We start from the raw sequence: 12,605 nt of genomic DNA, 5'->3' as shown, positions 1-12,605 counted from the left end.
GAGGGCTGGTCAGGCGATCAGGCCGGCGGCACGAGCCAGGTGCACCGCGTGGACCCGGTTGCGCGCGCCGAGCTTGCGCGAGGCGCTCTTGAGGTAGGCCTTCGCGGTCTCGGCCCTCAGACCGAGCTCGAGGGCGACCTGGGCGTTGGTGCCTCCGCGCCCGACGATCTCGAGGACCTGCACCTCGCGCTGTGTGAGCCCCCGTCGGAGTGGGCGCTCGACGGACGGGCGACCGCCGACCAGGGCGGTGAGCCGTTCGGACAACGCTTCCAGTCGGTCGCGCGCGGCCTCGTCGCTGGTCGTCTCGATCACGCGGCGAAGCTCCGCGGCCACGTCGACGAGCGCACCGACAGGTGCTCGATCCTCGAGGACGCTCGTCGCCTCCGCGAGTCGTCGTTGCACGGCAACCTCCACGAGGACGTCACGTTCGACGTCGCGTGCCACCGCGAGCGCCCGGCCCACCAGGGCGCTTCCGAAGTCGGTCACCTGTCGCGCGGCCAGGTAGAGCAGACCATGCGGACGACCCTCGACCATGATCGGCACCGCCACCACGCTCTGGATCCGCTCCGGACTGACGGCGCCGTCGTAGGTGTGGTCGATGCTGCGAGCATCCAGGTAGGTCGAGACCCCGACCGGCTTGGCCAGGGCGAGAGCCCGACCGCCCAGACCCCGACCGACATCGACGCGAAGGTCTCGCAGCGTCCGACCGAGGTTGCCGTCGAAGCTGCGCAGCACGACGGACATCGCGCGACGGGGCTCGGAGGACCCTCCGAACGCCATGTCGACCCCGGTCTCGCGTCGGAGCCGGGCGACGCCCTGGGCGATCGACCGCTCGAGCACCTCCGCCACCACCGCACGCACCCCCTTCGGGCCAGCCGTCGCAGACATTATCGAAGGAAGCGCACGACGGACGACCGCCCCGGCCCTTCCCCCGAAGGACCGGGACGACGTCCCCTGCCGAGATGGGGATCCGGCATGGGCGGGGCGCGGATAGTTCTCGGGCCAACAGCGCCCCAAGCAAAAGATTGCCAGCAGCGACAGGGTTTCGTCTTCTGTTCTTGCGTAGGACGCTGCGCACCTACCTCAAATCAGGTACGCATCCTCACAGGCGCAGCACCCGACCGGCGATCACGAGGTGGACCTCGTCGCAGACCGTGGCGACGCGCTGGTTGACGATGCCTAGGAGATCGCGGAAGAGGCGCCCGGACCGATGCGCTGGGACGACCCCCAGGCCGACCTCATTGGTCACCAGGACGACGTCCGACGACGCGGCGGCCACCGCGTGGACGAGGGTCTCCAGCAGCTCGTCGACGACGCGGGCGACCTCGCCTGACGGCGCCTCCCACAGATCCCGTTCGTCGACGACGCCCGTCACCCAGGTCCCCAGGCAGTCGACCAGCACAGGGCCCGTCGACGCGCGCACCGCCGCGGCCACGTCGCGCGTCTCCTCGGTGAGCCAGTGCGGCGGCCGGGTGGCCTGATGCGCCGCGACCCGGGCGGCCCAGTCGGCGTCCTCCGGGGTCGGGACGGGCCCCGGCGCAACGTAGGTCACCGTGCCCGCGCCCGTCATCAGCGACTCGGCATGCCGGGACTTGCCGGAGCGCACTCCCCCAGTGACCAGGACCTTCATCTCGCCCCTCTCATCGACGCCGGCCTCATCGACACACCCTCACCGGCCGAGCCTCCAGTCGGCGAGAGTGCGGCAGTCGTGGTTGGCATACCACTGCAGGCTGATCCGGTCGGCCCGGCATCGCGCCGGCACCAGATCGCCGAGCGCCTGGCGGGTCGAGTCCAGGTCCGCGCCGCCGAGAAGGTGGTCGACGGTCAGATGCGGGACCGGCTCGAACAGACCTCCGTACGGCGGAAGCTGCGGGAAGGCTGCCACCAGCTGCGCCGTCAGCGAGGCGAAGGGCTCCGCCGGGACCGGATCGAGATAGAGCGTGCCGCCCGCGAAGGTCCGCAGCTCGGAGAGCACGAAGTCGAACGGGTCCGTGGTCGCGGCGATCTTCGCCACCATCGCGAGGTCCTCGGCTGTGGGGTCGGCCGCCCAGGGCGCCAGGAGCGTGATGTGGGCATGCACGAAGGACGGGTCGGCCGACAGGAACGACTCGTCGTAGTGCCGGGTGCGCTCGACGACGAAGGACTCCAGCTCCGGGACCGGCACAACGAGCACGCTGTGCCCCGGGGTCGCCTGCATGGCTGACACCCTAGGGTCCTCACGTGACGCCGACGTCCCCCGACCTCCCTGAGGACCTGCTCGACCACGCCCTGTCGGCCACCGGGTTCATGCCGCCGGACGAGGGCGCGCTGCTCTACCGGCATGCCGTACGCCGGCTGCCGGACGGCCCTGCGCTCGAGGTCGGGACCTACTGCGGCAAGTCGGCGATCTACCTCGGCGCGGCCGCCCGCGAGACCGGCGGGACGGTCTTCACCGTCGACCATCACCGTGGCAGCGAGGAGAACCAGGCCGGCTGGGAGCACCACGACGCCACCCTCGTCGACGCCGAGACCGGCCTGATGGACACGCTGCCTGTCTTCCGGCGCACCCTTCAGCGGGCGGGACTCGAGGAGCAGGTCGTCGCCATCGTCGGCCGGAGCACGACGGTGAGCCGGTGGTGGCGTACGCCGCTCTCCCTGCTCTTCATCGACGGCGGCCACGGCGAGCAGCCGGCCCGCGACGACTACGAGGGGTGGGCGCCGCACGTCATGCCCGGCGGTCTCCTCCTCATCCATGACGTCTTCCCCGACCCGGCCGACGGGGGGCGACCGCCGTACGAGCAGATCTATCTGCCGGCGCTCGCGAGCGGCGAGTTCGTCGAGGTCGAGGCCCTCGGGTCGATGCGGGTGCTGCGGCGGCTCTGAGGCGGCGCCCTCGACGGCTCTGACGATGCGCTCGGAGCCCGAGAGCCGAGCGATCCGGCCCTCTCAGCGCCGGGCTCCCCCACGCAGAGAGGACGAGACGCAGCCGCACTCCAGCGCGAGCTCGGGGAAGTCGGGCGCCAGCGAGGTGCCCCGCATGATCCCGGAGCCCGGAGTGGCGGCGCCGTACCGCTCCCCCAGCGCGTCGACCGCCAGGATCATCGCCGCGGCCGTGAACGTCGTGTGCTCGGCGGGCCAGAAGACGTCCGGATTGTCGTTGGGGTACGACGGGTCGTCGTAGACCCAGCCCGTCCAGTAGCCGCCGTCAGCCGCCCGCAGACGCTGGACGTCCGCGAGCAGCACGATCGCCCGGTCGTGGTCGCCGAGCGCGTCGAGCGCGAGCACCAGCTCGCAGGTCTCGGCGCCGGTCACCCACGGGTTGGTGTCGACGCAGCGCACGCCGAGCCCGGGGACGACGTAGGTGTCCCAGCTCGCCTGGATGAGCTCGAACCCCTCGAGGCCGCGGACGGCGCCGCCGAGGACGGGGTAGTACCAGTCCATCGAGAAGGTCGACTTGTCGGCGAAGAGCTCCCGGTGGTGCCGGAGCGCGTGACCGAGCCGGCCGCCGGTCAGCTCCCACTCGGGCTGGGGCTCGCCGACGAGGTCGGCCAGCGCCACTCCTGCGCGCAGCGACTGATAGATCGAGGCGGAGCCGGTGAGCAGACACAGCTCCTCCGAGGGTGTCCACAGGATGCCGCCGAACGACACCTGCAGCGAGACGACCCAGTCCAGGCCCGCTCGCACCGACGGCCACAGCTGGCGCACGAAGGTGAGGTCGCTACGGATCAGCCAGTGGTGCCAGAGCCCGACGGCGAGGTAGGCCGAGAAGTTGCTGTCACCACGAGGGTCGGTCACGGTGCCGTCGACGATCTTCATCGGCCACGACCCGTTAGCGCGCTGCTGCGCGGCCGCCCACCGGTAGGCGCGCTCGGCCGCCTCCACCTCGCCGCCGACGAGCAGGCCCATCGCCGCCTCGACGTGGTTCCAGGCGTCGGCGTGCTGGCCCCTCGTCCACGGGATCGCCCCCGACGGCTCCTGCATCGCCTTGATCGAGGCGGCGGTGGCGACGACCTGCTCGGCCGACACGACGCCGTCGACATACGGGACGGGCACCCTCACGCGGCGTCCGCGTCGACCGGCTTGGTGAAGTAGAGGACCAGGCTCTTGCCGATGAGCGGGTCGAGCACCTTGCCCGCCCACTGCAGCGGCTTGGGGTTCTTCACGATCTCCCAGACCAGCAGCCGGTGGTAGGCCTTCGCGAGCGGGTGGTCGTCGTTGCGCACGCCCACGGCGCACTTGATCCACCAGTACGGCGAGTGGAGCCCGTGCGCATAGCCGCGACCGTCGAAGGCGAGGCCGGCTCGGGTGACCTTGTCGCGCAGCTCCTCCTCGGTGTAGATGCGGATGTGGCCGCCGGGGTTGCTGTGATACTCCTCCGACAGCTTCCAGTTGACGATCTCGGGGAACCAGCGCGGGACGCTGACCGCCAGCGTCCCGCCGGGCCGCAGGACCCGCACGAGCTCCGTGATGGCCTGGATGTCGGCCGGGATGTGCTCGAGCACCTCGGCGGCGATGATCCGGTCGAACTCGCCGTCGGCGAAGGGCAGCGCGAGCGCGTCGCCCTCCTTCACGTCGGCCTCCGCGCCGGCGGGGACCTCGCCGGCGTCCTTCATCGCCGCGAACCACTCCCGCACCGTCGCCAGCTCGTCGGCGTCCTGGTCGAAGGCGACCACGTCCGCGCCGCGCCGGTAGGCCTCGAACGCATGCCGGCCGGCACCAGCCCCCATGTCCAGCAACCGGTCGCCCGGACGGACGCCGAGACGGTCGAAGTCAACGGTGAGCACGGCTCTCCTTCTGCTCAGCCCGGAACTGGGCGATGGCCTCCTCATAGGCCGCGACCGTCTTGGCAGCCACGGCCTTCCAGCTGAACAGCTCCTCGACGCGACGCCGCCCGGCGGCACCCAGCCGCGCCCGGCGCTCCGGGTCGTCGAGCAGTCGCTCCAGCGCGGCGGTGAGCTCGGCGACGTCACCCGGTCGCACCAGGTCGGCGGCGAGCCCGTCGGGGCCGACGACCTCGGGGATCGCCCCGGCGCGCGAGACGACCAGCGGGGTCGCGCAGGCCATCAGCTCAGCGGTGGGCAAGGAGAACCCTTCATAGAGCGACGGCACGCACGCGACCTCGGCCGAGCCCATCAGCTCGACGAGCTGCTCATCGGTGAGACCCTTCACGAAGCGCACATGCTCGGCGATGCCGAGCTGGTCGATGAGCCGCTCGGTGACGCCGCCCGGCTTCGGGCTCGAGACCAGCACGAGGTGGAGGTCGCGCTCGGTGCGCAGCTTGGCGAACGCCTCGAGGAGGGTCGCGATGCCCTTCAACGGAGCGTCGGCGCTGGCCATGGCCAGGATCCGGCCCGGCACGCGCGGCGCGGTGGGCGGCACGAACCGCTCGTCGACGCCGAGCAGGATGGTGCGGACGCGGTCGGCGTCGAGCCCGAACTCGCGCACCGCGTCGCGTGCGGACGCCTCCGACGGCGTCAGGATCATCCGGACGCGTCGCGCGACCCGCCGCTGCATGCGGAGGAAGCCGTACCAGCGCCGCACCGACCACCGCCGCCGCCAGGTCGGAGCGGCCGCAAGCTCGATGCGGCGGTCCATGGAGATGGGGTGGTGGAGGGTGGCGACGAGCGGCACTCCGTGCGACTCGATGCCCAACAGCGCCCTGCCGAATGTCTGGTTGTCGTGGACGATGTCGAAGTCCTGGGCACGGCCGGCGAGCAGCCTGGCGACCCTCCGGGAGAACGTCCGCGGCTCCGGGAAGCCGCCGGCGCACATCGTGAGGAACTCCCCGACGTCGACCAGGTCGCGGAACTCCCCCAGCCGAGGCGTCCGGAAGGGGTCCGCCTCCCGGTAGAGGTCGAGGCTGGGCACCTTCGTCAGGCCCACGCCAGGATCGAGCTCCGGGTAGGGCTGGCCGGAGAAGACCTCGACCGTGTGGCCGAGCGCGGCCAGCTCCCGGGAGAGGTGCCGCACGTAGACGCCCTGGCCGCCGACGTGGGCCTTGCTGCGGTAGGAGAGCAGCGCGATCCGCATGGCCCGAACCCTTTCACGCCCATGACGCTCGACCTTCAACGACCGCCCTTTACGTACTGGCCAGTAGCTAACGAGCCTCTACCCTAGCGGTCGCGGCCTCACGCCTCGCTCGAGTGGCCCGGGAAGACGTGCGCCGTGGGGTCGATCACGGCCGCGGCGTTGTTGACGGCAGTGGCCGCCTCCCCGAAGCCGACGGCGATCAGCCGGACCTTGCCGGGATACTCCGTCACGTCGCCCGCGGCGAAGACGCGGGAGAAGCTGGTCCGCATCGCCTGGTCGACCACGACGTGGCGCTTCGCGGTCTCGATGCCCCACGCCTGCAGCGGCCCGAGGTCCGCCACGAACCCGAGGGCCGCGATCACCGCCTGCGCCTTGCGGGTGACGGGCTCACCGGCAACGCGGAGGTCGACCTCCTCGACGCCGCGGTCGCCGTGCAGAGCGGTGACTTCAGCAGGAGTGAGGATCTCCACGCTCGAGGCGCGCACCGCGGCCACGGTGCGCTCGTGCGCCCGGAACGCGTCGCGCCGATGCACCAGCGTCACCGAGGACGCGATCGGCTCGAGGTGCATCGCCCAGTCGAACGCGGTGTCGCCGCCCCCGACGATGATCACGTCCTTGCCGGCGTACGGCGCGAAGGAGGGGACGAAGAACTCCAGCCCGCGTCCGAGCCAGCCGTCGCCCGCCGGAAGCGGGCGCGGGGTGAACTTGCCGATGCCCGCGGTGATGAGGACCGCCGCCGCGACGACGACGGTGCCGTCGTCGAAGGTCACGACGAGGGAGTCCCCCCGCTCGGTGAGCCCGGTCGCCGTCCGCCCCAGGAGGTACGTCGGCTCCGCGGTCGCGGCCTGCTCCACGAGCGCCTCGACGAGGTCGCGGCCCTTGACCGCGGGGAAGCCGGCGACGTCGAAGATCTGCTTCTCCGGATACATGGCGGTGATCTGGCCGCCCAGCTCAGGCAGAGAGTCGGCCACCGCGACCCGCAGGCCGCGGAACCCCGCGTAGTAGGTGGCGAACAAGCCGGTCGGGCCGGCACCGATCACGAGGAGGTCGGCGTCGACCTGTGCGGGCTCCGTCACGCTCGCGATCCTTCACCTTCGAGTCGTGGCGCGGCAAGAGACACGCGGGCGGCGCCGGCGGTGCTCGGGCACGCCCGCTCCATCTCGATGATCGAGCAGGTCGCCGGGGTCCTCTACGTCGCGCTGGTGATCTCGCGGATCATCGGGATCGCCAGCCGGCCGCGCGGAGGCGCCTCGTAGGATCGCCTCGATGACCGCGGAGAGGACCCGAGCGCAGGGACTCGCGCTCGTCGTCTCGGTGACGGTCGTCGCCAGCGTCGTCTTCGGGTTGCTCGGACTGCCGTCGGCCGTCATGTTCGGGTCGCTCCTCGGCGGCATGGTCCATGCCCTCACCTCGGCCACCGACCTGCGGCTCCCGCCGTCCTCGTTCCGGCTGGGCCAGGCCCTCATCGGCGTCGTCGTGGGCTCCACGGTCAGCCTCGGCGCGCTCTCCGCCATGGGCGCGGAGGCGATCCCGATCGCCCTCGTCACCATCGGCACGGTGCTGATCAGCCTCGGAGCCGGCGGACTCCTTGCCCTGCGCCCCGACGTCTCTCGCGTGACCGGAGCGTTCGCGATGATCGCGGGCGGCGCATCGGGGGTGGTCGCGGTCGCGCGCGACCTCGGCGCCGACGACCGGGTGGTCACCGTCGTGCAGTACCTCCGGGTCCTCCTCGTCCTGGTGCTGATGCCGCTCGTCACCGCCCTCGTGTTCCACCCTCGCCGCGGGCGGGGCACCCTGGCGGCGAGCCACACCGACCTGCTCGCCGACCTGGTCTTCGTCGCGATCTCACTGGTCGTCGGCGTGGCCATCGCCCGCGTCGTGCCCGTCACCACCTCGATCCTGCTGGCGCCACTCGCGGTGGCCGCGGTGCTGGCCTCCAGCGGCTGGCTCGGGACGGTCGCCGTGCCGGTGGTCCTGCAGTGGCTGGCCTATGCGCTCATCGGCATGCAGGTGGGCCTGCGGTTCACCCGCGCCAGTCTGGCCTCGATCACGCGGATGCTTCCCACGGTCCTGCTGCTCCTGGTCGGCATGGTCGTCGCGACCGCACTGATGGGCTCGCTGCTCGCGCTGCTGACACCGGTCAGCGGCCTCACGGCCTACCTCGCGACCACTCCCGGCGGCCTCTTCGCGGTGCTGGCAACAGCCGCCGACTCAGGGTCCGACACGACCTATGTCATGGCGGTGCAGCTCGTCAGGCTGCTCGTCATCCTCGCCCTCACTCCGCTGCTGGCCAGGCTGCTCTCACGTGCTCCTCGACGATGAGGCCGGCCGCAGGGCGGCGCCGGTCGTGGTGGCCCGTGCCCGGCGCCGGTAGCGGACGATCTGGGTCAGCCCGACCGCCCACAGGACGTACTGCAGGCTCATCGCCCACCGGAATGCGTCGGCGGTGTAGTTCGACCCGCTCCCCGGCGTGCGCCAGTCGAGGACCCAGCCGATCGAGAGCACGAGGATGAGCGAGGAGATGAAGCCGCCCTGGTTGACGATGCCGCTGGCGCTGCCCAGCCGGTGGGCCGGGTTGAACGTGCGAGCGACGTCGAAGCCGATCATCGACGCCGGGCCGCCGGCACCGCAGACCATCACCAGCACGACGAGCAGCCACAGCGGCGCGGCCCCGGGCCAGAGCAGCACGACGCTCCACACCCCGATGGTCCCGAGGATCAGCCACAGCGCGAGCGTCGACCGGTGCCAGGGCTCACGGCCGATCGCCCAGCCCAGCAGCGGCCCGACGACCATGGCCGTCGCGGTCATCACGGTGAGCAGCAGGCCGGCGGCATGGTCGCTGCGCCCCTCGCCCCGGACGAAGAACGGCAGTCCCCAGAGCAGCGCGAGCACGTTGGAGCTGAACGGCGTGGTGAAGTGCATCCAGAAGCCGAGCCGCGTGCCGGGATGGCGCCACGACTCGGCGATGCCGGCGAGCACGTTGCGCATCGACTGGCTCACCCCGCGAACGTGCAACTGCCCGGGCGCGTCATGCAGCAGGAAGAGGCCGAGGAGGGCCACGAGAGGCCCCGCGACGGCCGCGATCAGGTAGGCCGTCGTCCAGCCGAGCGTGCCGAGCGCCCACGTCATCGGAATGGCGGCCACGATCGAGCCGAGCTGGCCGAGGGTGCCCGAGAGCGTCGTCATCAGCGGGATCCGTGGCGGGGGGAACCAGGCGGCCACGATGCGCAGGAGGCAGATGAACGTCATGGCGTCGCCCATGCCGACGAACACGCGGGCCAGCAGCGCGAGCGGATAGCTGTCGGCCACGGCGAACCCTGCTTGGGCCACGCTGATCACCAGCATCCCGCTCAGCATCACGCTGCGTGGCCCGAAGCGGTCGACGAGGACCCCGACGGGGATCTGCATCCCGGCGTACACGATGAGCTGGAGCGTCGTGAACGTCGCCAACTGCGCCGCCGAGATGTGGAACCTGTCCGCGGCCAGCAGGCCCGCCACCGCGAGCGAGGAGCGGTGGAAGACGGCGAGGAAGTACGCCGCCATCGCGACGCCCCAGACCACCCAGGCTCGGCTCGGGGTGGTGGAGGTGTCGCTCACTCCTGCCAGCGTACGCCCGTGATCGGGCTCACCCCGGACCGGCCTCTCGGCGTAGTCTCCGCCTCATGGTCGAGGCGCTCGAGCGCGGTCGGCGGGCGTACGACGCCCGCGACTGGCCGGCCTGCGTCGCGGCTCTGAGCCTCGCCGAGACTGAGTCGCCACTCCGGGAATCGCTTGAGGGGGACGACCTGCGCCGGCTGGGGATCGCGCAGTTCCTGGCCGGCGACCGGGACGGGAGCCTGCAGACGCTGGCTCGAGGCCATCGGGCCGCGATCGAGCGCGAGGACTGGACCGCGGCAGCGGAGACCGCGTTCTGGCACGCGTGGATGCTCTACCTCGGCGCCGAGCACGCCCGAGCGGCCGGATGGCTCGCGCGAGCACGCACGATCATCGAGGAGCACGACGTCGAGGAGTCCGTCGCGATGCTCCCCGCGACGCTCGAGGCGCGTCACCTCGTCGAGACGGGGCATCTCGAGGAGGCGCTCGAGCTGGCCGGCACGGCGGTCGCGGCGGGTCGCCGCCTCGGCGCGCCGGACCTGCATGTGATGGGGCTGCTCGCGGCCAGCATGGCGCTGATCCGGCTCGGCCGCGGCGCCGAGGCGCTGCCGCGGCTCGACGAGGTGATGGCGACCGTCGAGGCGGACGAGCTCACCCCGACGGTCGCGGGGCTCGCCTACTGCGCGGTGCTCGCCGCCTGTCTCAGCCTCCACGACGTACGCCGCGCGGCCGAGTGGACGACCGCGCTCGCCACCTGGTGCGAGCACCAGTCGGGGCTGGTGCCCTACCGGGGCCAGTGTCTGGTGCATCGCACGCAGGTGCTGACGCTCGAGGGTGCGTGGCCGGACGCCGACGCCCAGGGCCGACTGGCCTGCGCCCACCTGGTGGGGCCGCCGCAGGGCGACGCCTGGTATCACGTCGGCGAGCTGCATCGGCTGCGCGGCGACTACGCGTCCGCTGAGGGCGCCTACCGGAAGGCGAACACCGCAGGCCGGCAGCCCGAGCCCGGCCTCGCTCTGATGCGGCTGGCCCAGGGCCGCCTCGACGCTGCGGCGGCCGCCACGCGGCGGCTCGTCGCCGAGGAGGGCCGACTGGACCGGCCGGACGTGCTGACGGCGCACGTGGAGGTCATGGTGGCCGCTGGCGACCTCGAGGCCGGCCGGCGAGCGGCTGACGAGCTCGCCGAGCTGGCCACCGCCCTCGACTCGCCGGTCCTGGCCGGCCACGCCGCTGCCTCGAAGGGCATCGTGACCCTGGCTGCCGGCGCGCCGGCGGAGGCCCTGACATGCCTACGGACGGCACTGGCCTCCTTCGCGTCGCTCGCGATGCCGTACCACGTCGCCCGCGTCCGCGCGCGCCTCGGCGAGGCGCTCGACCAGCTCGGGGACGCCGAGGCGGCCGCGTTGGAGCGAGAGGCGGCGCGTGACGCGTTCGAGGCGCTGGGGGCGGCTGCCGATGCGGCAGCGCTCGGCCCTGCGGCGAGCGACTCGGCTGCCCTGCCCGACGGTCTGACGGCCCGGGAGGTCGAGGTCATCCGTCTGGTCGCGACCGGGCTGTCCAACCGCGCCGTCGCGGAGTCGCTGGTGCTGAGCGAGAAGACCGTCGCCCGGCACCTCGCCAACGTCTACACCAAGCTGGGGCTCTCGTCGCGGACAGCGGCGACGGCGTACGCCTACGACCACGGTCTCCTCGGCTGACTGCACAGTTCGACCCATCGGGCCTCATGGAGGATGGGTAGGTCGCCCGACGCGACAGCACGACCGGCGCTCCTAGCGTCGAGGCCATGAACAGCACCGGAACCCGACGGGTCACCACCGTCATCATCGGCGCAGGCCAGAGCGGCCTCGCCACCGCCTACCATCTACGCCGGCTCGGCATCGACTGCGTGCTCGTCGACGAGCACCGACGCATCGGCGACCAGTGGCGGCAGCGCTACGACTCGCTGCTGCTCAACTCCCCCGCCTACCGCGACGGCCTCCCCGGACGCCCCTTCCCGGCGCCGAAGTGGTCGTTCCCGAGCGGTCGCGACATGGCCGACTACTTGGAGGCGTACGCCGCCGACTTCGACCTCGTCCTCGGCACCGCCGTGTCGTCGGTCGAGCGGCGTGACGACGGCACCTTCGACGTCGACTGCGGCCACGTGGCGTTCCAGGCGGACGCGGTGGTGATCGCCACCGGAGGGGAGCGGGTTCCTCGGATCCCCGAGGTGTCAGCCGTGCTCGACCCGGGCATCCGCCAGCTGCACGCGAGTCAGTATCACCGCCCCGACCAGCTGCTCCCCGGACCCGTGCTCGTGGTGGGCGCCGGCCAGTCCGGCGCCGACCTGGCCCTCGAATGCGTTGCGGCTGGTCACGAGACGTGGCTCTCAGGGCCGATCCGCAGCGAGATCCCCGTGGACATCGGGACCTTCCGGTTCCGTCGTGCCTTCCCGCTGCTGTGGTTCGCCTGGAACCACGTGCTCACGACCCGCACGCCGCTCGGGCGTCGGGCGCAGCCGAAGGTGCGCAACGGTGCCGCGCCGCTCGTCCGGGTCAAGTCCAAGCACCTCGCCGCCGCCGGCGTGCGTCACCTTCCGGCCCACACGACCGGGGCGACCGGCGGGTTGCCCACGCTCGAGGACGGCACGGTCGTCGAGGCCGCCAATGTGCTGTGGTGCACCGGCTACCGGCAGGACTTCTCCGTCGTGCACCTGCCCGTGACCGGCTCCGACGGCTGGCCGACCGACGACGGCGGCGTCATGCACGAGGTGCCGGGCCTGTACTTCATGGGGCTGCTGTTCCAGCGCGGCTTCTACTCGATGCTCATCGGAGGGGCCGGCCGTGATGCCCAACGTATCGCCCGGCATCTGGCGCGCTACGTCAGCGAGCGTGCGGGGCTCACTTCGTCGCGTAGCGGCGAGGTGAGCGTCGTCCGGGGTGCGTAGCGGCAAGGCGGAGGAGCGAAGGCGTCCTTCAAGCGGAGCGGGACGTCGAGCGACGACAACGCAGCCGATGCGCGGCCCG

The 12,605-nt window shown here is 72.0% G+C and carries 12 protein-coding genes; 4 read left to right on the top strand and 8 right to left on the bottom strand.

All coding sequences use genetic code 11. The features are described from left to right. Positions 1 to 9 precede the first annotated feature (9 nt). The 3 genes from ACYQ1K_RS06950 to ACYQ1K_RS06940 form a co-directional block, all read right to left on the bottom strand. Positions 10 to 888: a LuxR C-terminal-related transcriptional regulator gene (locus tag ACYQ1K_RS06950; RefSeq protein ID WP_459982099.1), complete on the bottom strand. Its 879-nt coding sequence runs from the start codon at positions 886 to 888 to the stop codon at positions 10 to 12. A gap of 214 nt (positions 889 to 1,102) precedes the next feature. Continuing rightward, entirely contained in the window at positions 1,103 to 1,630 is a 528-nt protein-coding gene (gene cobU / locus ACYQ1K_RS06945) for a bifunctional adenosylcobinamide kinase/adenosylcobinamide-phosphate guanylyltransferase (RefSeq protein WP_459982098.1), read from the bottom strand. A gap of 39 nt (positions 1,631 to 1,669) precedes the next feature. Then, the gene (locus tag ACYQ1K_RS06940) at positions 1,670 to 2,197 is read right to left on the bottom strand and encodes a 2'-5' RNA ligase family protein (RefSeq protein WP_459982097.1); all 528 of its coding nucleotides are present in this window, start codon (positions 2,195 to 2,197) and stop codon (positions 1,670 to 1,672) included. Between the two features lie 23 nt (positions 2,198 to 2,220). Between ACYQ1K_RS06940 and ACYQ1K_RS06935 the strand changes: the two genes are divergently transcribed. Further along, the gene (locus tag ACYQ1K_RS06935) at positions 2,221 to 2,862 is read left to right on the top strand and encodes a class I SAM-dependent methyltransferase (RefSeq protein WP_459982096.1); all 642 of its coding nucleotides are present in this window, start codon (positions 2,221 to 2,223) and stop codon (positions 2,860 to 2,862) included. Positions 2,863 to 2,925: 63 nt separating this feature from the next. Here ACYQ1K_RS06935 and ACYQ1K_RS06930 read toward each other — a convergent pair whose 3' ends face one another. The 4 genes from ACYQ1K_RS06930 to ACYQ1K_RS06915 all read right to left on the bottom strand — a co-directional run bounded on the left by ACYQ1K_RS06930 (position 2,926) and on the right by ACYQ1K_RS06915 (position 7,085). Further along, positions 2,926 to 4,038: a prenyltransferase gene (locus ACYQ1K_RS06930; protein ID WP_459982095.1), complete on the bottom strand. Its 1,113-nt coding sequence runs from the start codon at positions 4,036 to 4,038 to the stop codon at positions 2,926 to 2,928. Further along, positions 4,035 to 4,763: a class I SAM-dependent methyltransferase gene (locus ACYQ1K_RS06925; protein WP_459982094.1), complete on the bottom strand. Its 729-nt coding sequence runs from the start codon at positions 4,761 to 4,763 to the stop codon at positions 4,035 to 4,037. Before ACYQ1K_RS06925 ends, ACYQ1K_RS06930 begins: the two co-directional genes overlap by 4 nt. Continuing rightward, positions 4,750 to 6,009 carry a glycosyltransferase family 4 protein gene (locus tag ACYQ1K_RS06920; protein ID WP_459982093.1) on the bottom strand — a complete coding sequence of 420 codons (1,260 nt, stop codon included), beginning with the start codon at positions 6,007 to 6,009 and terminating at the stop codon, positions 4,750 to 4,752. Before ACYQ1K_RS06920 ends, ACYQ1K_RS06925 begins: the two co-directional genes overlap by 14 nt. 98 nt (positions 6,010 to 6,107) lie before the next feature. After that, positions 6,108 to 7,085: an NAD(P)/FAD-dependent oxidoreductase gene (locus ACYQ1K_RS06915; RefSeq protein ID WP_459982092.1), complete on the bottom strand. Its 978-nt coding sequence runs from the start codon at positions 7,083 to 7,085 to the stop codon at positions 6,108 to 6,110. Between the two features lie 190 nt (positions 7,086 to 7,275). On the opposite strand from ACYQ1K_RS06915, the gene ACYQ1K_RS06910 reads away from it, so the two are divergent. Then, entirely contained in the window at positions 7,276 to 8,331 is a 1,056-nt protein-coding gene (locus tag ACYQ1K_RS06910) for an AbrB family transcriptional regulator (protein ID WP_459982091.1), read from the top strand. Here the strand turns inward: ACYQ1K_RS06910 and ACYQ1K_RS06905 are convergent. Continuing rightward, complete coding sequence (locus tag ACYQ1K_RS06905; RefSeq protein ID WP_459982090.1) at positions 8,311 to 9,606, bottom strand: MFS transporter; 1,296 nt, start codon at positions 9,604 to 9,606, stop codon at positions 8,311 to 8,313. The two genes, ACYQ1K_RS06910 and ACYQ1K_RS06905, sit on opposite strands and share 21 nt — an antisense overlap. Before the next feature lie 65 nt (positions 9,607 to 9,671). Between ACYQ1K_RS06905 and ACYQ1K_RS06900 the strand changes: the two genes are divergently transcribed. Both ACYQ1K_RS06900 and ACYQ1K_RS06895 read left to right on the top strand, forming a co-directional pair. Then, positions 9,672 to 11,300 carry a LuxR C-terminal-related transcriptional regulator gene (locus ACYQ1K_RS06900; RefSeq protein WP_459982089.1) on the top strand — a complete coding sequence of 543 codons (1,629 nt, stop codon included), beginning with the start codon at positions 9,672 to 9,674 and terminating at the stop codon, positions 11,298 to 11,300. A gap of 86 nt (positions 11,301 to 11,386) precedes the next feature. Next, positions 11,387 to 12,526 carry a flavin-containing monooxygenase gene (locus tag ACYQ1K_RS06895; RefSeq protein WP_459982088.1) on the top strand — a complete coding sequence of 380 codons (1,140 nt, stop codon included), beginning with the start codon at positions 11,387 to 11,389 and terminating at the stop codon, positions 12,524 to 12,526. Positions 12,527 to 12,605 lie beyond the last annotated feature (79 nt).

The organism is Nocardioides sp. AN3 (assembly GCF_054653495.1).
This window is presented reverse-complemented; position numbering and strand designations above follow the sequence as displayed.